This window comes from Agrobacterium sp. ST15.16.024, assembly GCF_027956545.1.
GTDB classification, from domain to species: Bacteria; Pseudomonadota; Alphaproteobacteria; order Rhizobiales; family Rhizobiaceae; genus Agrobacterium; species Agrobacterium cucumeris.
This window is the reverse complement of sequence record NZ_JAQKGO010000003.1, coordinates 459,538-484,045: the sequence shown is the minus strand read 5'-3', so window position 1 is coordinate 484,045 and position 24,508 is coordinate 459,538. Positions and strand designations below refer to the sequence as shown.

Here is a 24,508-nt window from a genome sequence, read left to right as displayed (position 1 = left end):
CCTTTCAGCCCAAAGACTTGGGCTGGCTGGATGCCGGATCAGGTCCGGCATGCCGGGATTCAAAACCAAAATGTCTTTACAGCGCGGCAGCCTCCGGTCTAAAGAATACTAGACTACAAAGTGAAGGATTATGCCCGTGTCTCTCCTGTCTGCAGAAACCTCCGTCTCGCTGCCCGATCCGCTGTCGATCGTCGATGCTTTCGAGGATCATTTTTCCGAGCATATGGAGATGGAACGCGAAGGCGCGACGGTGCGCTTCAAGACCGAATATGGCCATGGCAGCTTCAGCGCCGAAGGTGGCCGGTTCGCCGCACGGGTCAACTGCATTTCCGAACATATACTGATGTCGGTAAAGGCCATGGTGGCCGAGCATATCGTCGAGTTTTCCGGCGAGACGGGGCTGGATTTCCGCTGGAGCGGCCATGGGGCCCATCAGCGTGAATTGCCCAATCTCTTCATCGGCAAGGTTGCCCGTGCCTATAACCTCACGCCGCATATGCGCCGGCTGGTCGTCTCCGTCGAAAGCGGCATCGAGAGACTGGTCACCGGCGGCATGCATGTGCGGCTGCTGCTGGTGCCGGATCAGGCCCGTGCGCCGGTCTGGCCCTATCTGGCTCCCACCGGCGCCATCGTCTGGCCGGCCGGTGACGACCTGTTGATGCGGCGCGTTTACACCATCCGTTCCGGCGATGTCGGTCGCGGCGAAGTGGATATCGATTTCGTCATGCATGAGGGTGATGACATGCCGGGCGCGACCTTCGGCGCCACAGCAAAGCCGGGTGATGTTCTCGGCATCATCGGCCCGAGCGGCACCTGCCCGGAGGCGGAGCGTTACGTCTTTGCCGGTGACGAGACCGCGCTGCCGGTGATGCTGCGCATGGCGGCCGAAATGCCTGTTGGCAAGAAGCTCAGCGTCTACGCTGAAATTGACGACGAGGCCGAGCGGCAGGCGATCGTCTGCGCCGCCGATGTCGAATGGACATGGCTTTATCGTCGCGGCAAGCCTGCCGGCACCTCCGGCCTCATCGAAAAGGCGCTGCGCGAGCATGCCTGGAGTACCGACCATGAGGGCCTGCATGTCTTCGTTGCCTGCGAAAAATCCGAGGCAAGGGTGGCGAAATCCTTCCTGACCGATGAAATCGCCTTCCCCAAGGCGTCGCTGCGCGCTGTCGGTTACTGGACCATGGGCGCTGCCGACGACCATTGAGGTCTGCGGCATGGCAGCTTTGGCTGAACAGTAGATTTTATCGTTCACCAATCGGGAACAATCCGTTCCCGTCGTCCACTCTATGCCTGACGCGCCTATTACCCCATCTTTACGCCATGAACAGAGCGGGCCCGATTGCGAGGCCCGCCAGGCGAAAAGGGGTTTATCATGCTCAACCAGATCAAGGGCCTGCACCACGTCACGTCCATGGCGGCCAGTGCGCGCCAGAACAACGGCTTTTTCACCGATACGCTCGGCCTGCGCCGGGTGAAGAAGACCGTCAATTTCGACGCACCTGACGTCTATCACCTCTATTATGGCGATGAGCTCGGCACGCCCGGCTCCGTCATGACCTATTTTCCGTTCCCGCATATCGCCCAGGGCCGTCCCGGCACCGGTGAAGTGGGCACGACGCTGTTTTCCGTTCCCGAGGGATCGCTTGGCTACTGGCAGGAGCGCCTTTCAAAGGCCGGTGTTGACGGCCTGAAGGCCGATGAGGCCTTCGGCAACAAGCGCCTGCATTTTGCCGGACCTGACGGAGACGGTTTCGCGCTGGTCGAGGTCAGAGACGATGCCCGCGCACAATGGACCGGCAACGGCGTTGGCGAAGATCAGGCGATCCATGGTTTTCAGGGCGCATCCCTGCGTCTTCGCGACGAGGGCGCAACCGCCGAGCTTTTGAAGTTCATGGGATATCAGGAAGTGGATCGTCAGGACGGCGTTTTGCGTCTTGGCATGCCCGGCGGCAACGGTGCCGACGTCATCGACATCGAAACCATGCCGAATATCTCCGGCGCCCGGCTGGGTGCAGGCTCCGTGCACCACATCGCCTTTGCGGTCGAAAACCGCGAAAAGCAGCTGGAGGTACGCAAGGCACTGATGGATACCGGTTATCAGGTGACGCCCGTCATCGACCGGGATTATTTCTGGGCGATCTATTTCCGCACGCCGGGCGGTGTGTTGTTCGAAGTGGCGACCAACGAACCCGGTTTCGACCGTGACGAGGACACCGCTCATCTTGGCGAGGCGCTGAAGCTGCCGACCCAGCATGCGCATCTGCGCTCCGTGCTGGAAAAGCACCTGGAGCCGCTGGGTGATGAGAAGGCGGTTTAATCCGCTCTAACTTAACCCTCCATTGCGTTTGGCAGGACGTTGCCGCGACTTTCTTCTCCCCGTTCGGGGAGAAGGTGGCCCGAAGGGTCGGATGAGGGGGAACCCCCCGCGGTTTATCTCCCGCCGCGCTCCCTCAACCCGCTACCGCGACCTTCTCCCTGGCGGGGAGGAGAAGCCGGCGGCAAGCCTCTTGCTCCACATGCGATCGCGCTGCCCGGAAACTGAAAAAGCCACGGGTATCGCTGAACCTTCTCCTTCCAGAAAGGATTATCCGATGAACAAGGACACCTATTTCCACAAATCCCGCGCCGGTGCCGCCGGTGCGCCGCTTTTCCTGGTGCTGCATGGCACGGGTGGCGATGAGAACCAGTTCTTCGACTTTGGCTCCCGTCTTTTGCCGCAGGCCACCGTCCTCTCACCCGTCGGCGATGTTTCCGAACATGGCGCGGCGCGTTTCTTCCGGCGCACGGGCGAGGGCGTTTACGACATGGCCGATCTTGCCCGGGCAACCGAGAAGCTGGCGGATTTCGTCAAGGCAAACCGCGAACATTACCAGTCCGGACCAATCATCGGTCTCGGCTTTTCAAACGGCGCGAATATTCTCGCCAATGTGCTGATCGAACAGCCCGAGCTTTTCGATGCCGCGGTGCTGATGCATCCGCTGATCCCGTTCGAGCCGAAGATTTCCCCGGCAAAACCCGCACGCCGGGTATTGATCACGGCGGGAGAGCGGGATCCGATCTGCCCGGTGCCGCTGACGCAGGCGCTGGAAAAGAACCTTCAGGCGCAGGGTGGAACCGTGGAGACGATATGGCATCCGGGCGGGCATGAAATTCGCTCCAGCGAGATCGATGCCGTGCGGGAATTTCTCTCGGTTTACGGGGAGTGATGCTGTCTTCCGTCATGCCGGCCTTGAGCCGGCATCGAGCCACGGCGCGTCTGCGCCGTGGGAAGAGTCTTTCGTGATCAAGGACTTGATCGCACTGGATCCCGGATTTAGTTCGGGGTGACGGGTGCGGATGAGGTGCATTCGCCCAAACTCAACGTCACCTTCGGGTCAAGCCCGAGGATGACGGAGGAGGGATTTACTGTTCCGTCAAGTAGTCCTCTAGACCAGCCTCTTCCTACCCGCCTCAGCGATATCCGCATTGCTGCAGCTGCGCCTCATAACGCAGCGCCATGTTGGCGGAGCGGCGCGCGGCCTTCTGGACGGCGGAATTGTTGCGCCAGCTGCCCTTGGCATAACCGGCATGGCCGGAATAATAGGCGAGATAGAGATTATAGGGGTCGTTCAGCGAAATGCCGTTTTCGCGGCGGCTCTTGGCGTGATACCAGCCGACGAAGTGGATGGCATCGGTGAAATCGGTGCGGCTGGCGCCCCGGCGGCCGGTTTCTCGCTGGTAGACACTCCATGTGCCATCCAGTGCCTGGGCATAACCATAAGCGCTGGACTGGCGCGTCCAGGGAATGAAGCCCAGGAGCTTGGTGCGCGGTGGGCGTGCATAGGGACGGAAGGCGGATTCGGTATAGATCGTCGCCATCATCACAGGCACGGGCACGCCGAACTCCCGTTCGGCCGCTTTCGCATCACGTCGCCAGTTATTGAAGATGCCGTTCCGCTGTTCGAAAATCGCACAGGCATTGGTGACCTGCGACGGTGCGGTGGCACAGCCGGCCAGAACGAGCATCAGAAAAACTACGGCAAATACGCCACGCATAACGGAACCCTTTCGTTCCGCTATTCTTAAATTGCTAACCATTAACGTCGGGTTTTAAGACAAGGTTAATTCAAATGCTGCCGATCAGGGGCCTGTTAACCCGCTGAAAATTCCTGTGTCCGGTATGGGGCGAAAACGTGCGTTGCGCTTCTGCCGCGCGCCTTTTTTGGGATGCATTTATCCCCGCGCGTCCCCGTCTCGGCCGATCAGGCTATAATCGCCTCATCCCGATCATCGAGCGTGCGCGCGGCGCAAGATGGGCGGGGCAGGCGGCCAAAACCGGGGAGTTTCCCGATGTCACGGTTAAAGCGGCCGGCATATGTTCGTCCTCCAAACAGGAACCGGTTTGGCGGGCGGATCATATGTTGAAACCGGGCCGCATCGCCTGCAAAGCCTTCCATACCATTTATATCCCCGCAGCGATGCGGCCCATTTATCGCCTCTCAACGCTGCTTCCGAATTCGGGGCGGCGGCGATTGGTTATGGTTAGAAAAAGACGTCGCTGTTTTTCAATATTAAGATGTATTGCTCCGCGTTTTCTCTTTACAATTGTTTCCAAGAGTGTAGCGTGATTTTTGGGAATTATACGTCGCTGGCGGGGGCTATAGTGCGACTTTCAAGTAATTTTTTGTATCTTTTTGTCGTTGTATTGTTTTTCCTCCCGGGTTGTACGGCCACGGGCCTGCGCGAATTCGAGCTCTACAGGCAGGCTTATGAGGCGCAATTTGCCGAGGCGGATGCACTTCTTGTGGATATTGCCAAAGCCGAGCGGGCTTTGTGGAAAGCCGTCGATTCCAGCAAGAAAAATAAGTGGTTTGTTGCGGACGACGCAGCTTTTTATGTGGAGGGCACGGAGCCGCCGCTAACGCATTCGCTGCGCGGCTCTCTTCTTGCCGTCAGGGAATATAATGCTGCGCTCGTCGCTCTCGGTGGCGGTGAAAATGCCGATCGGTTGACAGGACGCCTACGCAGTCTAGGTCTCGATATCAACAGCGCGTATGCCTCGGTGAAAGTGGCGGTAAGGGCCGGAAACCAGGCGGCACAGGTTGCGAAGGTGCTCGCGCCCGGGCTTGAAATTGCCGCTGTAGGGATCAATCAATCGCTGAAGATTGCTGCACGCCATCAATTTAGTGAGCGTGTCGTTTCCACTTCGAAGGACGTAGAGGTTTTGCTCGTTGGCCTGCGGAACGCTGCACCCTCTATCTACATAATGCTCGATGCAGGTGACGAATATCTCTTCGATTCGCGGCCTGCCGTCGAGAGATCGGCGGCGAAGGATCGGCGGCGGGCGCAGGTCGGCGGCTGGGTGCTTTTGATCGACCAATCGATTGCGACACTGAAAAAAGCTGTGCAGGCGGCTGCGGCTCCCCGCGCGCTTGATACGTCGATCGACGATCTCTCCGCTGCTGCTCTTGAGCTGCGAATTCTTGCGGAAAAAGTCAGGGCCGAGCGCACCCGATAAAGAGAGGGCAAGAGAATGACGCAAGAGCGTATGGCAATACGGGAACGTATCGAGGACCTGCTGTATGAGGCGACCCTTGCCCGGGACATCGCGCAAGCGAAAGGCGATGCAGCTGCCCTGGAAGCTGCCAAGGCCCGGCGTGAGGAATTGAAGCTGGCCAAGGCGCTATTGGCGCGCGATGAGTTTAATGAGGCGGTTGTGGCGCTTCAGGTGATTGAGGCGAAAATTCGCGAGCATGCTGCGGCTGCGGAGAAATGGCCCTTTCCCTCATCCACCAACGATCCCTTCGAGCCGCCGGAAAAGGCAGAGTTTTCAGATGCCCAGCTGGATGCCGCAGCAGCGAAACAACCGTCTGCCGAGCCGGCTAAGGTCGCGGCTGGCAAGCCGGCGGGCTGGTCCGAGGACTATCAGACGCTTTGGGATACGATGGAAATCCGCGCTGATTGGCGCGACGATGCGGAGTTTGCAGCGCGTAAAGTGGTGGAAAGTCAGAAGCGTTATGCCGCTGTCGTTTCAGGCACCACGGTGCCCTGGTGGTTCGTGGCGATTGTCCATTGCATGGAATGTAGCTTCAAATTCGATCGTCATCTGCTGAACGGCGACCCCTTGAGCGGGCGCACTGTGCGGGTGCCTGCAAACCAGCCACCTTTCGGGTCGCCTCCCTATGACTGGGAGACGGCAGCACGATATGCGATGACCTATGAAGAGCTGGACAAGATTACCGACTGGTCCCTGCCCAACGTCTTGAACCGGTGGCACCGCTATAATGGTGTCAAAAACGAATATCAGCGGCGGAAAATTCCCACGCCCTACTTGTGGAGCGGTTGTTACCATTACGAAAAAGGCAAATACACACGCGACCGTTATTTCGATCCCGAGGTGCCTTCCAAGCAGGTCGGTGCCGCCATCATATTGAAGACGCTGATCGAGATGGGAGCTGTGTCGCTCGGCGCTACAAATGTGCTCAAGGCTAATCCCCTGGCGGCGACGGAGAATTTATCTCTTCTGTCTCACGATTTGCCGGGAGCCGCGTTCAAATCCATCGAGCAGGAACTTGCCTTTCCTGGCGCGCTGAAGGTTGGCTCGTCCTCGTCGGGTGTTAAACGGCTGCAGGAATGGCTGCATCTGAACGGTTATTACACCAGTATCGACGGTGATTTCGGCGCCTCTACCGAGACGATGCTGGACCGTTTCGCAAAGGCGCAGGGCCGGACCGGTGCTAAGGTGCTGGACGAGGAGTTATGGGTGGTCTTGACCGCTCCGCTTCACCGCGCGGTGGCGAAGATGGTTCCCGGCGCGTCTTTTGAGGAGACCGTGCTGAAGGTTGCACGACAGCATATTGCCGAGCGGCCAAAGGAGGCTGGCGGCAACAATTGCGGTCCATGGGTGCGTGCGTATATGCGCGGGGCGGAAGGGGCGGATCAGCTCTGGTGTGCGGGTTTTGCCTCGCTCATCTTCGAACAGGCCGCGCGGGACATGGGTATCAAAGTGCCGCTGAAGCGCCAGGTCGGTGTCGACGCGCTTGTTGCCGATGCGAAGGCGAGTGGACGCTTCATTGCCGAAAGCGAGGTAGGCACGCCGCTCCTTCGTGCATCCAGACTGCGCCCGGGTTATCTTTTCGTCATCCGTAAAGATGCAAAGGACTGGACCCATGTCGGTTTCGTCCTGTCCGTCGGGGCCACCAGTTTCGACACTATCGAAGGTAATACAGGCGGGGAAGGTGGGGTGGATGGCGATGAGGCCCGGCAGAACAACAGAAGTTATCCTTCGCGTGATTTCATAAGGCTTATTTGATCTTTCCTTTTCAGGTTTTTCAGCCATGGGCATATCGTTTGGCGGCGTCGCGGACGTCTCTATCAGCCTTGCATTCATGTATCTTTCGCTCAGCCTGATCTGCACGACGCTTAACGAGATCGTAGCGACGCTGTTGAAACTCCGGGCTAAATCTTTGAGCGCAGCGGTAAGAAAGCTGCTTGATCAGCCCGAGGGTGGAGAGCTGATTGGGCGATTTTATCAAAATGGTCTGATCCGCGGAACGATGGCCTCGTCGCACGCCAGTCGCGCCGAGCCGTCTGGCGTTCCCGCGCCGGGCAACCATTCGTCCTATCTCGACAGCCGCAATTTCGCGATGGCGCTGCTGACAAGTCTTGATCCGAAGACGCCAATTCCTGGCGTGGCCGAATTGAAGGCCCTCGTTGAAAAGGTCGATGACGGTATCGTCCTTCCCGCCGGCATCAAGGATGTGCTGGCTGCGGCGCTCGCGACGGGTGAGCAGGATATCGCCAGGGTGCGTGATCATATCGCCGTGTGGTTTGATACGGCGATGGACCGGCTGGGTGGTGATTATAAACGGCAGTTGCGCCTGATTTCCCTGGGGGTCGGTCTTGTCGTTGCCGTGGGGCTGAACGCCGACAGCATCGCCGTCGGTAAAGCGGTGTGGAACGATAGCGGCCACGAGATCGTCCGGCAGGTGAGCGAGCGTGCTTCGGGGCTTTTGCAGAACGCCTGCGCCGTACCTTCCAATTCGTCTGGCGGAGGAGACGAAGCGGGTGAACAAATCAGTTGCCAGATGCGACTTATTTCCAAACAGGTGGACGGATTGCGGCCATTGCCAATCGGCTGGGGGCAGGATGCCGTGACCGCATCGCGACAAGATATAGCGGCGGGCGCGACTGAAGCACGCGCATCGTCTTCGCTGGATATGGCTTCGAAGCTTGTCGGATGGCTGATAACGGCACTGGCCCTGTCGCTGGGCGCACCCTTCTGGTTCGACATATTAAACAAGGTTATGAATATTCGAGGCTCAGGTGCGCCCCCGCAAAGGGTTGCGGAGACCTGAGGCAGACTATCGCAGGCGGCAGGTTTTTGCCCCGTCGCTTTTTTCCGCGTTCAAGGACGATCAAACGGAAAAAACCGCTGTCGCCGTGCAAAAATGAAAACTGATAAAATTGTAGCAATCGGCTTAAAGCCGCTGAAAACAATGATGTGCCATTTTGGGATCACGGACAAGGAGCGGACATCCTGCGAAGACAGGCGCTCCTGGAAACAGAAATCGAGACCGGCACAAGCCGGCGGATCGCCAAACGGGGTATGAAATGTTGAAGAAGATTATTGCTGCTGCCATCTGCGGAATTGTCGTTGCTTCCATGTCCACCCATGCCGATGCGGCAGGTGCTGCCGGGTTTGCCCGTGGTTTTGCCGCTGTCGAAAAGAGCGCAGTGACCGAGATCGGTATCTCGGTGCCGGGCGGTTTTGATGGCTGTGTTCTTTCCGCCGGCCAATGTGTTTCGACGATTGCCGCGCCGCTCAACGGCGAGCGTCGTGAGGAACTGTTGCGCATCAACCGCGATGTGAACGCCACCATGGGCGCGCTCGATGATTATTTTTCCGGCTTCGCAACCGATGTCCCGGCGACCCCTTCGTCAAGCCTTGGCGATTGCGGTGATTGCGCCGCCATCAAGCGCACGGCGCTGGCCGGTGCCGGCTGGTCTTCGAGCGCCCTGCGCCTTGCCTTCTCGCTGAACAATGATGGATCGCTCGAAAAAGTGCTGATCGTCACCACCGACAAGGGCGATATCGTCCTCGGCAATGCCGTCTTTTCTCCGGCCGAGCGCGAAACCGCGCTTTAAGCCCATCTTTCATGCCTGCCAGACTGCGCCGGTTTTCCTGACCCCATTGGTTCAGGAAGCCGGCGATTTTTTTCGTTCTGCGACGGCAATGCCGGCCAGCGCCATGACGAGTGCCATGATCTGGTAGGTGTGCAGGGTTTCGCTGAGGACGACAACAGACAGCAATGTTCCGAAGACGGGCACGAGGTTGATGAAGAGGCCGGCGCGGTTGGCGCCGATCTGCTCCACGCCCTTGATGTACAGGATCTGCGCGATGAGCGACGCAAAAATGGCGGCATAGACCACCAGCACCCAGCCCTTCTGATCCGGCCAGATGACACTGTCGCGCGACATTTCCCAGAAGACCAGCGGCACCGAGGTGATGAGGGCGAAGAAGGCGGGGATGGCCATCAGCGTGCGCCAGTCGACGGCCGGTTTCCAGCGCAGGATGACGGTGTAGATGGCATAGACCAGCACGGCGAGCAGCATGACGGCGTCGCCGACATTCATTTCCAGCTGCAGCAGCGAGACCGGGTCGCCATGCGAGGCTAGCAGCGCCACGCCTGATATGGTGAGACAGAAGCCGACGATCTGGCCGAACAGCACGCGGGTGCGGAACAGGATGAAGTTCAGGACGAAGATGACCATGGGAATGCCGGCCTGAATGACGGCGGCATTGATGGCAGAGGTATGCTGCAGGGCCGTGTAGAGAAACACGTTGAAGGCGGTATAACCGACGCTGCCGAGCACGAAGAAATAGGGCAGGCGCTTTTTCACCACCGGCCAGTCCTTGATCAGCTGCGGCACGGAAATGGCGAAGATGATGGCGACGGCGAAGACCCAGCGCAGGGAGGTGAAGGCCATGGGGCTGATGTGGCCGACGGCCAGCTTGCCGGCAACGGTGTTGCCGCCCCAGCAGAGCGTGGCGATGATGAGGGCGATATAGGCTTTGGAGGGCACGCTGATGTTTCGCTTCTTCACGGGGCGGGAAAACGGCTGAGGGTGAATGGCGGTCTTGCGCCCGCGCCTGGCCCCCACGGGGCGAGATAATGCGGGAAATCCACGCCTTGTCACGGAAAAAGCAAAATTCTCCATAAGAAACAGGGTCGCTTTCCGTAAAACAACACAGTATACATTCGCGGGTTTGGGTTTCCCATCGGGTTATCGGGCGCGCAAGCGCCATGAGCAGGAAAGCAAGAAATGACGAATGTTGTGGTGGTCGGCTCGCAATGGGGCGACGAAGGCAAAGGCAAGATTGTCGACTGGCTGTCCGAGCGGGCAGATGTCGTCGTGCGGTATCAGGGCGGCCATAATGCCGGCCATACGCTTGTCATCGATGGCATCAGCTACAAGCTTTCGCTTCTGCCGTCCGGCGTCGTGCGTCCCGGCAAGCTTGCCGTCATCGGTAATGGCGTCGTGGTCGATCCGCATGCGCTGATCGCCGAAATCGGCCGTCTGGAAGCGCAGGGCGTCAAGGTTACGCCGGAAAACCTGCGTATCGCCGACAATGCCACGCTTATTCTTTCGCTGCACCGCGAGCTGGACGGCATGCGCGAAGACGCCGCCTCCAACAGCGGCACCAAGATAGGCACCACCCGTCGCGGCATCGGCCCGGCTTACGAAGACAAGGTTGGCCGCCGCGCCATCCGCGTCATGGATCTGGCCGACATGGAGGCGCTTTCCGCCAAGGTCGACCGTATCCTCACGCATCATAATGCCCTTCGCCGTGGTTTCGGCGCGGCCGAAGTCTCGCATGAGACGATCATGGAGGAGCTGGGCTCGATTGCCGAGCGCATCCTGCCGTTCAGCGAAACCGTCTGGCTGCTGCTCGACAAGAAGCGTCGCGCCGGTGCGCGCATCCTGTTTGAGGGCGCTCAGGGCTCGCTGCTCGATATCGACCACGGCACCTACCCTTACGTGACCTCTTCCAACACGGTTGCCGGCCAGGCCGCTGCCGGTTCTGGCATGGGTCCGGGTTCGCTGGGTTACATTCTCGGCATCACCAAGGCTTACACCACCCGCGTTGGCGAAGGTCCGTTCCCGACCGAGCTGAATGACGAGATCGGCCAGTTCCTGGGCGAAAAGGGTCATGAATTCGGCACCGTCACCGGCCGCAAGCGCCGCTGCGGCTGGTTTGACGCCGCACTGGTGCGCCAGTCGGTCGCCACCAACGGCATTACCGGCATCGCACTCACCAAGCTTGACGTGCTTGATGGTCTCGACGAGCTGAAAATCTGCGTCGGCTACAAGCTTGACGGGCAGGAAATCGACCATCTTCCGGCCAGCCAGGGCGCGCAAGCGCGTGTCGAGCCGATCTACATCACGCTGGAAGGCTGGAAGGAATCTACCGTCGGTGCCCGAAAATGGGCGGATTTGCCTGCTCAGGCAATCAAATATGTCCGTCAGGTCGAGGAATTGATCGGGGCGCCTGTCGCACTTCTGTCGACAAGTCCGGAGCGTGACGACACCATACTTGTGACTGATCCGTTTGAGGATTAATGTCCTCGGCGATCTAGATTCATAAACCATATCGGGCCGGTACGTCGCCGGTCACGACGAGAAAGTGCTTATGGCGGATTTTGTAGCAGTCATTCGCAAGGCCGTGGATGGCTTGGCGAACAATACTCCCGAAAACCGGGCGAAGGTTTACGACAAGGCGCGCAGTGCGGTTGTGCGCCAACTCGAGAATATGAAGCCACGTCCGCCGGAAGAATTGTTGCGCCGGCAGATCGCCAAGCTGGACGCCGCCATTGCCGAGGTGGACAGTGAATATGCCGAGGCGCTTCCGGCGCTGGAGGAGGATGATGCATTCTCTTCCACTGCCGAAGAGGCCGTAGCACCTTACCATCAGCACGATATCGACGAGGATCGCGCGGCCCATGCCGCCGAGCCTGTCGAGGCGGAAGAACCCGCCTCGACCGAGGTAGCACAGCCTGAGCCGGCTTATGAAGAACCCGCCGTCGAGGAAGAGCCGCGCCACGAGACGCCGGTTTCCGCCGCCGCCGAGCAGGATGAGCAGGTTTATGAGGAACAGCGCGAAGAAGAGCGCGAGCCGGAAGAGCTCTATGAAGCGCCCGCTCCGGTAACGCCCGCCGTTGCCGATGACACGCACGGAACCTATTTCACCCGTGCGGAGGAAGAGCCGGCCTATCGTTCGGCTGACGAGCACGACCGTGAATTCGAGACCGCGCCGCGCGAAGAAGACACGTCCGTTCCCGCCCATTGGGCAAAGCCTGTGGATGAGGACGACTGGCGCAAGCTGGAAGAGGCGCAGGCCGACGATGTGCGCCCCGCTGACGACTATGCCGACGTGCGTGCCGAGACGGACGAGCGCCCGCTGGTCGCCGGTTATGCCGCGCAGCATTATCAGGACCCGGCGGTGAATTTCGAGCCGGAAAAGCGCGATGAGGATGACCGCTTCGGCCATGCGGCGGTTGATCACGATCCGGTCTTCGGCCAGCAGGATGAATTTTCCGAACCGCGCCCGACGGACGATACGACCCCGAAAAAGTCTGCCGTTGTTGAAGATTTCTCGTCCTACTTCCAGGACACCGAGATTGCCATTCCGGCCAAGGACGCGCCGGCTCTGCCGCGCGCCGACAATGATCCCTTCGGTGATCAGGCACCGGCCAAGGACAACAAGGAACGCACCCCCTGGGACGATCTGGACGAGCTGATCGGTTACGACGGCGCGTCGTCTTCCAGCCGGGCAACTGCGGACGATACGCCCGCCGTGGGCGCAGGTGCCGCGACGCCCGCTTACATGGTCAAGAAGAAGCCGCGCCGCAACTATGCGTCGCTGGTGCTTGCCCTTGTTGGTGCCGGGCTTCTGGCAGGTGGCGGTTATGCGCTGTGGATGAACCGCGATGCCCTGAACGACATGGTCGGCGGGCTGGTGCAATCGGCACAGAATGGTGGCCAGACCCAGACGCCTCCGGCCACTACTCCGACAGGTGAGGCGCAGACATCGACGCCGCCCGCAACCCAGCAGCCGCCCGCCGCCGGGCAGCAGCCGGCAAACCACCAGACGCCGACGCATGGCGACGATGGTTCCGTGACCGGCACGAAGTTCACCCAGCGGCTTCTGGCTGACGGGACCGAGCGTGACGAGGGACCGGCGCCGGGTGCAAACGGCCAGCCGGTTACGGCAGAAGGCCAGTCGGTTTACGAACAGAACGTTGCGCCGCCGCCTGCGGGTGAGGCTCCTGCCAATCCTGCGGGCGCGCCTGCGGGAACCCCCGCTGGCACGCCGCCGGCACAGCAGCCTGCTGCTGCCGCCACCGGCGATCGCATGTTCCTTTACGAGGAAGTGCTGGGCCAGACGGTTCCGACAGCCATTCAGGGCAGCGTTTCCTGGTCGCTGCAGCAGGAAAATGACGCGGAAGGCAAGCCGTCTCCGACCGTTCAGGGCCAGATTACGGTTCCCGGCCGTGGCTTGAGTGCGCTTATTACCTTCAAGCGCAACACCGATCCGTCGCTGCCGGCCAGCCACCTGATCGAAATCGTCTTCTCGGTTTCGCCAGGCTTTGAAGGCGGAGCGATTGACAGCGTCCAGCGTATCGCGATGAAGAGCACCGAGCAGGATCGCGGCAATGCCCTGATCGCGGTTCCGGCCAAGATCACCGACGATTTCCACATGATCGCGCTCAACGACTTTCCGGATGCGATGAAGACCAATCTGGAGCTGCTGAAAAGCCGCAACTGGATCGATATTCCGGTCTCCTATCGCAACGGTCGCCGCGCGCTGCTGACCCTGCAAAAGGGCAATGACGGCATCGCCGCCTTCGACAAGGCGCTCAGCGAATGGGCGGCGGCGGCACCTGCGGCCGGCGGTCAATAAGGATTGAAAGGGCGGCTCGGGTCGCCCTTTTCGTTATATGGCTACGGCGGTCTTTGCGTTTGTCGGGTGATGGGTGGGTTAGTTGGTGCTGGTGGGTGTGGCTCACCCCCCTCTGCCCTGCCGGGCATCTCCCCCACAAGGGGGGAGATCGATATGCCGCGAGGTCTCGACCAACTCAACGGTCGAGGAAGAAGCGGCGGTAGCGCGTCTTGCCGATCTCCCTCCTTGTGGGGGAGATGCCCGGCAGGGCAGAGGGGGGTAAGCGGCATCTCCCGAAGCATGGATATTTTTCCTGCCGGTTTTTCTCCAGCGCAATCGCCGGTCTCTGATGGCAGGCCATTTTCAGTCGTCATTACCAACAAAAAATCCCCGGCCGAGGGCCGAGGATGATCCATGGCACGGACGCAAAACCGCTCCGCACTTTTGCTGGATATGCTTTAAGCATCCACCACGCGCAATGCGCGCGCAGCTTCCAGCGCTTCCTTCTGCACCGCTTCTTGTACCTTCTCGAAAGCGCGCACCTCGATCTGGCGGACGCGTTCGCGGCTGATGTCGAACTCGGAGGAGAGTTCCTCCAGCGTTACCGGGTCTTCGGCAAGCCGGCGGGCCTCGAAGATGCGGCGCTCACGATCGTTCAGCACGCCCATGGCCTTGGCCAGCATGCGGCGGCGGGTTTCCAGTTCGTCCTGCTCGATCAGCACGGCTTCCTGGCTTTCATGGTCATCCACCAGCCAGTCCTGCCATTGGCCGGACTCGCCTTCGGAGGCCTTGATCGGCGCATTCAGCGATGCGTCGCCATGCAGGCGGCGGTTCATCGAGATGACTTCTTCTTCCGACACCTGCAGCTTGGTGGCGATTTCCTTGACGTGTTCCGGCTTCAGATCGCCATCGTCAATCGCCTGGATACGGCCCTTCAGCCGGCGCAGGTTGAAGAACAGGCGCTTCTGGTTGGCGGTCGTGCCCATCTTCACCAGCGACCACGAACGCAGGATATATTCCTGGATCGAAGCCTTGATCCACCACATGGCATATGTGGCCAGACGGAAACCGCGTTCCGGATCGAACTTCTTCACCGCCTGCATCAGGCCGACATTGCCTTCGGACACGACTTCGCCGATCGGCAGGCCGTAGCCGCGATAACCCATGGCAATCTTGGCAACGAGACGCAGATGGCTGGTGACGAGCTTATGGGCGGCGTCGCGGTCGCCATGCTCGGCATAACGCTTGCCAAGCATGTACTCTTCCTGCGGCTCCAGCATCGGAAATTTACGGATGTCGTCGAGATATCTATTGAGACCGGCTTCACCGGCCGTAATCGTAGGCAAACTATTGCGGGCCATAAAGCACCCCCTTATCTATGGTCTGGAACGGCACCCTCTCTGGCGTGGCAAAATCACCCGCCCGAGGCATGCCGTAAGCTGCGGGTCGTTACCGACCCCGCACGAACCCATGTGACAGATATGTATGCGCCCGCCGTGTTTCAAGCGAACGCTGTGTTCACACATGCGTTATGTTCCGGCGGGACTGTCTCTGACCTGTTTAACTTTCGAACGGTAGATTCGTTCCGAAAAACCGCCAAGGCCGGAGCGTACCATCAGCTCATACATTACCCGCCGCCGCATGGGATTGTGCAGGCGCATGACTTTGGAGCCGAGGAACTGCGTCTCCACATGGCCAAGCGCCTGCAGATCGGGGTCGGCGGCAATTGCGCCCGCATAAATCGCGTGAAATTCCCGGCGGCAGACATAGGTTTTATATTTGGTCATGCCGAAGCAGACGAGGCTATGGCCATGGGTGCGCAGAAAATCGGCGACACCCACCGTTACTTCCGGCCAGGCCGGGTTGAAGGTATCGTCGAAAACGATGATGCCGTGCGGGGCGATCACCTCCATCGCCAGTTTCGCGTCCGCCAGCACGTGATGCAGGTGGTGGCCGCCATCGATGCTGAAGAAGCGCGCCGGGCCGATGCGTGAGGTGATCTCGGTGGGTGCCAGCCGGGTGCTGTCGCCCCTGATGATCAAGTCCTCGTCCATGGCAAAACCCAGCCGGCGGCCATTTTCCATCAGCCGCTCATATTGATCGAGGCTGCCATCTTCGGGCGGATCAAGATCGAACAGATCGACGCCCAGCACCTTTTCCTGTGTCTGGGCGAATTTGCGCAGCAGGAAATAGGAACGGCCGTAATAGACACCGATTTCCGCCATGCCGCCCTTGAGATCATCCCGCGTCTGCGCCTGCAGCAAAGCCTTGAAGACAAGCGCATCGGGTGGGTCGATATAACCTTCTATGCTGCGTAGATCCTGAAATATGAACCGGCGGTCTTCGATATTCATGCGCGATAGATCCCGTCATCATGCCGGTTCCGTTGAGGCTTTCGCATCGAACGGACGGCGTTGCCTGCGGCGTCGGTTATTCGGCAAGCCCGGCGTGCGGCCACGATGTTTACCGGGGACGATTGCAAGCTTTGCGGGGGCCGAGGAGGTGCGACGATTGAAGCGAAATTGGGGCGGTCTACAAAAAGGACCGACTGCGGAATATCGCTATCCGCTAATCTTTTTTTATTATCCGGGACTTCCGGCGAGATATATGGCGCGGTTTTTTTGACCGCGCCATACCAGTTTTCAGCTGCGCAGGGCTTCAAGCAGCTCTTGCATATCGTCAGGCATGTCGGTTTCGAACTCCATCACCTCGCCGGTGCGGGGGTGTTCGAAGGTCAGCAGATAGGCATGCAGCGCCTGCCGCGGAAAGCGGTTGACGGTGCTTCTGGCCGGTTCTTCCAAAAGGTTCGCCTTGGTGCGGAAGGACGCGCCATATTCGGGGTCGCCGATCAGCGGATGACCGATATGGGCCATGTGCACGCGGATCTGGTGGGTGCGCCCGGTTTCCAGACGGCACTCCACCATGGAGGCGAGGCAGGAGGCATCAGGCCGTTCGTGGAAGCGTTCCATTACCTCGTAATGGGTGATCGCTTCGCGGGCGTCATCGGTATCTTCACGTTTGACGGTACGTTTGGTGCGGTCGGCGCCGCGGCCAAGGGCAGCGTCGATGGTGCCGCGCAGGGTGCGCGGGCGGCCCCAGACGACGGCCTTATAGGCCCGCTCCAGCGGCCCGGTGCGGCCGTGATCGGCAAATTGCGCGGCAAGATGACGGTGGGCATTATCGTTTTTCGCCACGACCATGACGCCGGAGGTTTCCTTGTCCAGCCGGTGCACGATGCCGGGGCGCTTGACGCCACCAATGCCGGAAAGGCTGTCGCCGCAATGGTGAATGAGTGCGTTGACCAGCGTCCCCGTCCAGTTTCCGGCGCCCGGATGCACGACGAGACCGGCGGGCTTGACGAGCACGATAAGGTCTTCGTCCTCATATTCCACGTCGAGCGGAATATCCTCGCCCTGCGGCACGGGGTCTTCCGGCTCCGGCATGACGATTTCGATGCGATCGCCCGGATGCACCTTCTTTTTCGGCTCGGTCACGGGCTTTCCGTTGAGAAGAACCGCGCCCTGTTCGATCAGCGCCTTCAGGCGGCTGCGTGACAGATCGCCGCCAACTTCGCCCACCAGCCACACATCGAGGCGACCTTCGGCATCTTCCCCGGCAATCAGGACTTTCCTTGCGTCTCCGCCTTGTTTAAAGGGGTCGTTCATTGTTATTTTTCCGATCCATCAGCATTTCAGGGAACCCGATGACGCAGATCGAGCCAGACGAACAGGAAGACAAGCCGCTTGATCCGGCCGTGGAAAAAGTTCGCCGCAAGATGATCCGTTTGCAGATCGTGTCGGGCTCCGTGATGTTTATCAGCCTTATGGCCGTCTTCGGTGCGGTTGTCTACAAGGCGATGGGGCCGTCGAAAACCGTTCAGACGCAGAGTGCTGCGCCAAATCTTGCCGTTCCCACCGGTAACGGCCCGCTGGCCGTCACCGCCAGCCTGCCGCAGGGCTTTGTGATCGACAATGTCAGCTATTCCGGCGGCGACATGCTGTTTTATGGCCGGCTTGCCAATGGCACCCGCAAGGCGCTGGTCTTCAACGTCGCGGCCGGTCGTTTTCTGGCCGATGTGACTGTTGATGCCCAGTGAGGGCAACGAGGGTGGGCTGCTGGATGGGCGGGTGCTGATCCCGGTCGAAGATCCGGCCGATCCACGCATCGCCGCCTTTCGCGATATTCGCGAGCGCGACCTGACCGGACGTCAGGGGCGCTTCATCGCCGAAGGCACGGTGGTGCTGCGCATGCTGGCCGCCGCCCACAAAGCGGGTGGCGCCTTTGCGGCGGAGAGCATTCTCATCCTCAAAAACCGGCTTGCCGGCGTTGCTGATATTCTTGCCGATTTCCCTGATGATGTTCCCGTCTATGTGGCCGAAGCGCCGGTGCTTGACGGTATCGTCGGTTTCCACCTGCATCGCGGCATTCTGGCGCTCGGCCGCCGGGTGGAGCGTGATGGGCTGGAGGACATGACGGCCGCACTTCCCGCCGTCTCGCTGGTGCTGGTGGGCTGTGGCATTTCCAATCACGATAATCTCGGCGCGATGTTCCGCAACGCGGCGGCGTTTTATGCCGATGCGGTGCTGCTGGACGAGACGTGCTGCGATCCGCTTTATCGCAAGGCGCTCAGGGTCTCCGTCGGTTCGGTGCTGTCGGTGCCCTATCATCGCGGCGGCGGCGCGGTGGCGATGCTGGAGCGGCTGTCCGAGGCCGGTTTTGCGATCTGGAGCCTTTCGCCAAACGGCGAGACCGAAATCCGCGACATTCCCCGCTCCGGGCGCATGGCGCTGGTGATCGGCACGGAGGGCGAGGGGTTGCCGCAATCGGTGCTGTCGCGGTTTCATACCGCGCGGATTGCACAGTCGCCGCAGCTGGATAGCTTGAATGCGGGCACGGCTTCGGGGCTGGCGCTTTATCAGATGGCGGGGGTTATGGGGCGGGTGTGAGGTATATGGTGAAGCTGCCCCTTCGGTGTATGCCGCTTCACCCCCCTCTGTCCTGCCGGACATCTCCCCCACAAGGAGGGAGATCGGCAAGACGCACTACCGCCGCTTCATTCTTAAGCATCGAGATAGCCGAATTCACAAACGTTGAGATGGTCGAGACCTTGCCGCATATCGATCTCCCTCCTTGTGGGGGAGATGTCCGGCAGGACAGAGGGGGGTAGCCGCACCCACTGAGGCGGACTATCCCGCACTCACCAGCTTTACCCTTCCCGCTTCCCCATCAACGCCCCCGCCCGCGTCGCAAGGCTCTCCCGCGCAGACGCAGCGGAAGCCTTGACCAGCAACCCCGGAATAGGCGATTTCTCACCCTCCTGCGCCGCCGTCAGCGCAATCATCCTAGCGGCGATCCTTGCGATTTCGCGGCGGATCGGTTCGTCATTGCCGGTGCCGCGCACATTCAGCAGGCGTTCGGTGAGCGCCGTGCCCTGATTGCGGATATCTTCTATTTCCTGCTCCAGACCTTCCGGCGAGGGTATCGTCGGCTCAGCCACGGGGGGGATTGCGGCCTCCTCTGTGGCCACCGCCTGTGCCGCCGCCTCCGTAACGACGGGCGCGGCGGCTGGGGCAGGGGTTGCCGGTTGCAGCTGGCTCGCCGGTGTCTCGGCCGGCACGGCGGGGTTCGGCAGGCGAATGATCATGTCGTTGCTGCGGCCGCCGGTTGCCGCAAGCTGTTCCTTGAGGCGGGCGACTTCCTGATTGCGCAGCGTCAGCATCGTATCGAGATCGGCATTTTTCGCCATCACGGTAGCGACCTGGTCTTCCAGTCGGGTGACCTTGCGGCTTTCGCGCGCAACCGCCGTCATGGCTTCCTTGTTGCGGGCCGCCACATCCTGCAATTCGCGGGTGGCGGTCTCGCCTTCCTTGCGGAAGCGCGTGGCGCTCTGTTTTGCCTGCTCGGCCTCCAGATCGCGGGTGGCGGCGGTGATTTTCGAATCATCCAGTTCGCGCGTCAGATTGGTGAGACGGGCGGTGAGATCAGACATCTGGGCGGCGCGCTCGTTGGCGGCCTGTTCCTGTTGCGTGAGGCTTGCGGCAATCGCACCGGCGCGTTCCTCGCTGGTATCAAGGGCGGCGCGCAATTCGCCGATCTCCAGTGTCAGCTCCTCGATTTTCAGCGAAAAGCTGCGGTTCTGTTCGCCCAGCCGATAGGCATCGCTGGAAGCGGCCTCGTTGGCGAGGCGCAGCGAGGTGTTTTTCTCCCGCTCGGTATCCAGTTCCTGGCGGACCTTGGCATTTTCGGCGGCGTAAAGCGCACGCGCCATATCCTTCTGGGCGCGGACTTCCTGCGGGCTGATGGGCATCGTCGCGCGCAGGCGGTTTTCCGTATAGGCGACAATGCGGCGGTGGATCGCGGGTGCAATCAACAGGGCCAGCAGGGTTGCGGTGAGAAAACCCAATCCGAAAAGAATGGCATATTCGATCACGCGGGACAGTCTCCGAAACTCAGATACGCGCGCATTCGGAAAGAGGAGCGCGAAAGCACGTTACGCTATTATTGCAACCGTGGGGAGGGGTCTCCCGGCAATTGCACAGGCGGTGTCGGCGCCACTTGTTTCTTCTCCCCGAGGGGGGAGAAGTCCGCGGCAGCGGGATGAGGGGGTGAGGGTGGAGGGATTCGGCGACGTTGCCCCCTCATCCGACCCTTCGGGCCACCTTCTCCCCGGCGGGGAGAAGAAATCCGCCGCACCGTCTCGTCCTATCAACCCGTCTTATCAAAAGGGGTTCCAGGTCGGCTGCTGGGTGAGCTTCAGGTAACCGACATTGATGCCGAGGCGAGCACCGATGCCGGTGCGGATTGGGGCGAGCGTCACGTCGCTGCTCTTCAGATAGGTCATGCCGACGCCGGCGACGATGAAGGCGGAACCGCTGACGCCGCCATAACGGCGGTAAAGTGCATCGACGGAGGGAAGATTATAGACCAGCATCATTGCGCGGGTGCCCTGACCGCCATAATCCAGCCCGAGCGACGGGCCCTGCCAGAAAACCGGGTGCTGGCCGGCATTCTTGGTATAAAGCGTGCCCTCGCCATAGGTGAGGCCGGCAACGAAGGCGCCGGAGCCTTCCTGGCCAAGAATGTAACCGTTCGGAAGTCCGTATTGCTGGAAGGCGCGCTCCACCACCTTGGCAAGGCCGCCGGTGGTTTCACCGAAGAATCCGTGGCCTGCATCCACGACTTCCTGGATGGAATATTGATCGCTGGTCTGGGCAAAGGCCGGTGCGACCCACATCAAGAGGCTCGCAAGGAGCGCGAAAATCTTTCCCAGTCCGAGGCGTGCAATGGTGCGGGTTTTCGTAAGGCGCATCGTCATGTCCGTCCGTCTGTTTCGTTAACGCATCAGCCCGAAAAACCGAATCGATTTTCGCAAGGGCCGATGCGTAGAGTCAAAGTTCTACAGCATCTGTCGTGCGTCCTAACGGATACACGGGGCTCCAATGTGGCCTGTTAAGGCATTTGGCATTTTGAAACCATCCTATTAACAATCGGTTTACCAAATATGGTGTCATTATGGCTTAACAATTTCCACACCGTCCGCGCATCCCTTGCGCAGGAGAGAATTTTATGACGAGCAAACTCAATATCACGCTGTCCGGTCCCGATCTGGCGGCTCTTCTGTGCAGTCGCGTGTGCCATGATGTGATTTCTCCTGTCGGTGCCATCAATAACGGCCTCGAATTGCTGGACGAGGGCGGCACGGATGACGATGCGCTCGATCTCATCCGCACGTCCGCCCTTAACGCATCCGTGCGGCTGAAGTTCGCCCGGCTCGCTTTCGGCGCCTCCGGTTCCGCCGGTGCTTCCATCGATACCGGCGAGGCCGAAAAGGCAGCGCAGGATTTCGCTGCGGCTGAAAAGAAGGCTGAAGTCAGCTGGAATGGTCCGCGCGCCATCGTTCCGAAAAATCGTGTCAAACTTCTGCTCAACCTCTTCCTTGTCGCTTATGGCGCAATCCCGCGCGGCGGCAATGTGGATGTGCTGCTAGAAAGCCCCGACGGCGACGCCAAGTTCGAAATCACCGTCAAGGGTCGGATGATGCGCGTTCCCGCCAAGTTCGTGGAGATTTACGAAGGACGGCTGGAAGAGGCGGTCGACGCCCATTCCGTGCAGCCCTATTACACGCTGCTTCTGGCGGAAGAGGCCAATATGGCGGTGGAATACAAGGTGCATGAAGACCGCATCGTCTTTACCGCAAAGACGATCGCCGAGTGACCGCTTTGCGGACGTGATTTTGCGAAAAGGCCGGAACTGCGTCTGCCGACGCGCCGGCCTTTTTTCGTTTTGGGGAGCACGTTCATGGTTCGTCTGACAACAGCCCGTCTCATCCTTCGGCCACAGGCCATCGGGGATGAAGCGCTTTATCGCGCTTTCTGGCAGGCGGATGTTCCACCGATCGAGGGGCTTACCTCGATTGCGCCGCTGGATGCGGAACTCGCCTTTGCCCGCCTTTTGCGCTTCATCGGCCATTGGTCCGTTTATGGGTTTGGTCCCTTTGTGGTGGAAGAGCGCGCCACGGGACGCATCGTCGGCGAAGTGGGCTTTGCCCATATGCGCCGCGGACATGGCGCTGATTTCGACACGGTTCCCGAGGCAATGTGGAAGATCGATGCCGCACTGAACGGCAAGGGTGTCGCGACCGAGGCCGTGGAAGCCGTGACCGGCTGGTTCGACGGCAGTGGAATTTCGCAACGGACCGTCTGCATGATCGATCCGCTGAACAGCCCTTCACTGGCCATCGCTGCCCGATTCGGCTTTCGGCCATTCCGCGAAACGACGTTCCGCAAATCCCCGATCCGGCTTTTCGAACGTGTGACTGAGGTTTAGACGATCGCGTGAAGGCGCTGCCTTGATCGTGTTTCAGTCCGTCCTGAAACCCGTTTGAGGTCTCGGGCGGCGGCGGTTTGAGCCAAGGGGTTGGTGCATATCAACTCCTGGAGCATCTCATGCGCAATTTCCTTCTGGCGACAATTGTCATCTTCTCCCTTGCTCCCGCCGCGATGGCGGAAAGCACTATCGGTTTCAGGCAGATCAAATTGCCTGATGATGCCGGTGCAAGAGCGCTCACTGTCTCATTATGGTATCCGGCCATTCCATCGGAAAAAACAGAGATGGTGGGTGAAAACGCTGCCTTTTACGGCCTTCAGGTTCAACCGGGCGCTTCCATTCCGCGCGGTTCCCGCCCTCTCGTTCTGCTCTCGCACGGATTTGGCGGAAGCTGGCGCAATCTGAACTGGCTTGCCGGAGAACTTGCGCAGGACGGTTATGTCGTGGCCGCGCCGGATCATCAGGGCGAATCATTTACTGAAGAAAATGCAGCCGAGGTCATCCCTCTATGGGAGCGACCGCGCGATATCGGCAGAACGCTGACGGCAGTTCTTGATGATGATCGGCTGGCCGGCGAGATCGACAGGACGCGAATCGCCGTCATCGGCCATTCGCTTGGCGGCTGGACCGCGATGGAGCTGGTGGGAGGCCGCTATAGCGCCGACCTCGCCTTGAAGGACTGCAATGCGGGGAAAGCGCCACCGCAATGCAAGGCGCCGCGGCTGCTGGCCAAGGTCGGCATCGTCGGCGGTGGCAAGGCCGATCCGCGCCTTTCGATGGATTTGCGGGATATCCGCATCCGCGCCGCCGTTGCGCTCGATCTCGGCCCGGCCGCCGGGTTTCTGCCGGAAACGCTTGAGGGAGTGGACGTGCCGGTTCTGGTTCTGGCTGCCGGTGTGGAAACGCCTGAGATCGCCGCGATCAGGGCCGATTCCGATTATATCGCCCGGCATCTGCCAGAAACCACGACGGTCTATCGGGAGATACCGGATGCCAGCCACTTCAGCTTCATGCAGCTGTGCAAACCCAATGGCGAAAAAATCGTCGAAGAGATGTCGCCGGGCGAAGGTTTCGTCTGCCGGGATGGCGGCGGCAGGGGCCGGGCTGAAATCCACGCACAAATCGCGGAGACAATCGGCGGCTTTCTCAAAGAGAAACTGCATTAGGAGGACTGTCCGCCCGATAGTTGGGGGGATGCCTCGCGGAAACCTTTCGGCTCTGCGCAGCGTCCCGATCCTTCAAGCGGCGTTGAGCGGGTAATATCGAAAAACGAGATCTTCCGGGTCGCTGCGCGGCGCGGATGGGTCGGGAGAACCACCGATTCGTTTGGCGACGGCTGCGGATTTGCTGTTTTGCGGCGATACGTAGCTCACCAGTGTCGGCAACCTCAGGGTTTCGAAGGCCCAGCCGCGCAGCTTTATGGCGGCTTCGGCGGCATAACCTTTGCCCTCGTGCCCGTCATAAAGCAGCCAGCCCAGTTCCTTTTCGGGAAATAGCGGGCCGTGATTGATGCCGACCTGGCCGATGCATTCCCCCGTTTCATCAAGCTCGATCATCAGCGCGCCGTGGCCGAAGAAGTGCCAGTTGGCCAGATCGTGACAAAAAACGCCCCATGTCGACGGCAGGTCGTAGGGGCCGCCGACGCCGAGGGAGCGTGGTGACGCCATGAAGGCCAGATAAGCGGGAAAATCCGCCATGGTCTGCGGGCGCAATGTCAGGCGTTGGGTTTTAAGGGTCGGGATAGGGTGGTTCATG

General features: G+C 60.2%; 22 protein-coding genes. 14 read left to right on the top strand and 8 right to left on the bottom strand.

Translation table 11 applies throughout. The annotated features are described in order from the left end of the window. Positions 1 to 130: 130 nt before the first annotated feature. From PL640_RS14250 to PL640_RS14240, 3 genes are all read left to right on the top strand, one after another. On the top strand, positions 131 to 1,207 hold the full coding sequence (locus PL640_RS14250) for a siderophore-interacting protein (protein WP_271362354.1): 1,077 nt from the start codon (positions 131 to 133) through the stop codon (positions 1,205 to 1,207). Between the two features lie 168 nt (positions 1,208 to 1,375). Beyond that, positions 1,376 to 2,320: a VOC family protein gene (locus PL640_RS14245; protein WP_142840546.1), complete on the top strand. Its 945-nt coding sequence runs from the start codon at positions 1,376 to 1,378 to the stop codon at positions 2,318 to 2,320. A 274-nt stretch (positions 2,321 to 2,594) separates the two neighbouring features. Continuing rightward, positions 2,595 to 3,209, top strand: coding sequence for an alpha/beta hydrolase (locus PL640_RS14240; RefSeq protein ID WP_271362353.1), 615 nt, complete (start codon positions 2,595 to 2,597; stop codon positions 3,207 to 3,209). A 244-nt stretch (positions 3,210 to 3,453) separates the two neighbouring features. Here the strand turns inward: PL640_RS14240 and PL640_RS14235 are convergent, their stop codons facing one another. Beyond that, a complete protein-coding gene (locus PL640_RS14235; protein ID WP_046801507.1) occupies positions 3,454 to 4,038 on the bottom strand; it encodes a transglycosylase SLT domain-containing protein in 585 nt (194 codons plus the stop codon). Positions 4,039 to 4,645: 607 nt separating this feature from the next. On the opposite strand from PL640_RS14235, the gene PL640_RS14230 reads away from it, so the two are divergent. From PL640_RS14230 to PL640_RS14215, 4 genes are all read left to right on the top strand, one after another. Further along, entirely contained in the window at positions 4,646 to 5,500 is an 855-nt protein-coding gene (locus PL640_RS14230) for a hypothetical protein (protein ID WP_271362352.1), read from the top strand. Positions 5,501 to 5,515: 15 nt separating this feature from the next. Further along, positions 5,516 to 7,294, top strand: coding sequence for a peptidoglycan-binding protein (locus PL640_RS14225; protein WP_271362351.1), 1,779 nt, complete (start codon positions 5,516 to 5,518; stop codon positions 7,292 to 7,294). Positions 7,295 to 7,319: 25 nt separating this feature from the next. After that, complete coding sequence (locus PL640_RS14220) at positions 7,320 to 8,339, top strand: hypothetical protein (protein WP_271362350.1); 1,020 nt, start codon at positions 7,320 to 7,322, stop codon at positions 8,337 to 8,339. A 256-nt stretch (positions 8,340 to 8,595) separates the two neighbouring features. Continuing rightward, on the top strand, positions 8,596 to 9,129 hold the full coding sequence (locus PL640_RS14215; protein ID WP_271362349.1) for a transglutaminase-like cysteine peptidase: 534 nt from the start codon (positions 8,596 to 8,598) through the stop codon (positions 9,127 to 9,129). Between the two features lie 51 nt (positions 9,130 to 9,180). Here the strand turns inward: PL640_RS14215 and PL640_RS14210 are convergent, their stop codons facing one another. Then, positions 9,181 to 10,068 carry a DMT family transporter gene (locus PL640_RS14210; protein WP_193559510.1) on the bottom strand — a complete coding sequence of 296 codons (888 nt, stop codon included), beginning with the start codon at positions 10,066 to 10,068 and terminating at the stop codon, positions 9,181 to 9,183. Positions 10,069 to 10,308: 240 nt separating this feature from the next. On the opposite strand from PL640_RS14210, the gene PL640_RS14205 reads away from it, so the two are divergent. Together PL640_RS14205 and PL640_RS14200 are read left to right on the top strand one after the other, a co-directional pair. Next, the gene (locus tag PL640_RS14205) at positions 10,309 to 11,607 is read left to right on the top strand and encodes an adenylosuccinate synthase (protein WP_065114076.1); all 1,299 of its coding nucleotides are present in this window, start codon (positions 10,309 to 10,311) and stop codon (positions 11,605 to 11,607) included. Positions 11,608 to 11,677: 70 nt separating this feature from the next. Beyond that, a complete protein-coding gene (locus PL640_RS14200; RefSeq protein WP_271362348.1) occupies positions 11,678 to 13,948 on the top strand; it encodes a hypothetical protein in 2,271 nt (756 codons plus the stop codon). A gap of 437 nt (positions 13,949 to 14,385) precedes the next feature. On the opposite strand, the gene rpoH is transcribed toward PL640_RS14200, so the two are convergent. The 3 genes from rpoH to PL640_RS14185 form a co-directional block, all read right to left on the bottom strand. After that, positions 14,386 to 15,288: an RNA polymerase sigma factor RpoH gene (gene rpoH, locus PL640_RS14195; protein WP_142840541.1), complete on the bottom strand. Its 903-nt coding sequence runs from the start codon at positions 15,286 to 15,288 to the stop codon at positions 14,386 to 14,388. Positions 15,289 to 15,456: 168 nt separating this feature from the next. Continuing rightward, complete coding sequence (locus tag PL640_RS14190; RefSeq protein ID WP_271362347.1) at positions 15,457 to 16,281, bottom strand: class I SAM-dependent methyltransferase; 825 nt, start codon at positions 16,279 to 16,281, stop codon at positions 15,457 to 15,459. A 288-nt stretch (positions 16,282 to 16,569) separates the two neighbouring features. Then, a complete protein-coding gene (locus PL640_RS14185) occupies positions 16,570 to 17,592 on the bottom strand; it encodes an RluA family pseudouridine synthase (RefSeq protein WP_271362346.1) in 1,023 nt (340 codons plus the stop codon). A gap of 38 nt (positions 17,593 to 17,630) precedes the next feature. Between PL640_RS14185 and PL640_RS14180 the strand changes: the two genes are divergently transcribed. Beyond that, positions 17,631 to 18,023, top strand: coding sequence for a hypothetical protein (locus PL640_RS14180; RefSeq protein ID WP_046801500.1), 393 nt, complete (start codon positions 17,631 to 17,633; stop codon positions 18,021 to 18,023). Continuing rightward, positions 18,013 to 18,873 (top strand): TrmH family RNA methyltransferase, encoded by an 861-nt coding sequence (locus tag PL640_RS14175; protein ID WP_271362345.1) that lies wholly within the window; start codon positions 18,013 to 18,015, stop codon positions 18,871 to 18,873. The genes PL640_RS14180 and PL640_RS14175 overlap by 11 nt, the downstream gene beginning before the upstream one ends. A gap of 260 nt (positions 18,874 to 19,133) precedes the next feature. Here the strand turns inward: PL640_RS14175 and PL640_RS14170 are convergent, their stop codons facing one another. Then, a complete protein-coding gene (locus PL640_RS14170; protein ID WP_271362344.1) occupies positions 19,134 to 20,357 on the bottom strand; it encodes a hypothetical protein in 1,224 nt (407 codons plus the stop codon). A gap of 288 nt (positions 20,358 to 20,645) precedes the next feature. Further along, entirely contained in the window at positions 20,646 to 21,242 is a 597-nt protein-coding gene (locus PL640_RS14165) for a DUF1134 domain-containing protein (RefSeq protein ID WP_052818233.1), read from the bottom strand. Positions 21,243 to 21,493: 251 nt separating this feature from the next. On the opposite strand from PL640_RS14165, the gene chpT reads away from it, so the two are divergent. The 3 genes from chpT to PL640_RS14150 all read left to right on the top strand — a co-directional run bounded on the left by chpT (position 21,494) and on the right by PL640_RS14150 (position 23,919). Beyond that, positions 21,494 to 22,141, top strand: a complete 648-nt coding sequence (gene chpT / locus PL640_RS14160) for a histidine phosphotransferase ChpT (protein WP_142840536.1) — start codon at positions 21,494 to 21,496, stop codon at positions 22,139 to 22,141. Between the two features lie 84 nt (positions 22,142 to 22,225). Further along, positions 22,226 to 22,753, top strand: a complete 528-nt coding sequence (locus PL640_RS14155) for a GNAT family N-acetyltransferase (RefSeq protein ID WP_269703497.1) — start codon at positions 22,226 to 22,228, stop codon at positions 22,751 to 22,753. Between the two features lie 119 nt (positions 22,754 to 22,872). Next, the gene (locus PL640_RS14150) at positions 22,873 to 23,919 is read left to right on the top strand and encodes an alpha/beta hydrolase family protein (RefSeq protein ID WP_271362343.1); all 1,047 of its coding nucleotides are present in this window, start codon (positions 22,873 to 22,875) and stop codon (positions 23,917 to 23,919) included. Between the two features lie 72 nt (positions 23,920 to 23,991). Here PL640_RS14150 and PL640_RS14145 read toward each other — a convergent pair whose 3' ends face one another. Continuing rightward, the gene (locus tag PL640_RS14145; protein WP_271362342.1) at positions 23,992 to 24,507 is read right to left on the bottom strand and encodes a GNAT family N-acetyltransferase; all 516 of its coding nucleotides are present in this window, start codon (positions 24,505 to 24,507) and stop codon (positions 23,992 to 23,994) included. Position 24,508 lies beyond the last annotated feature (1 nt).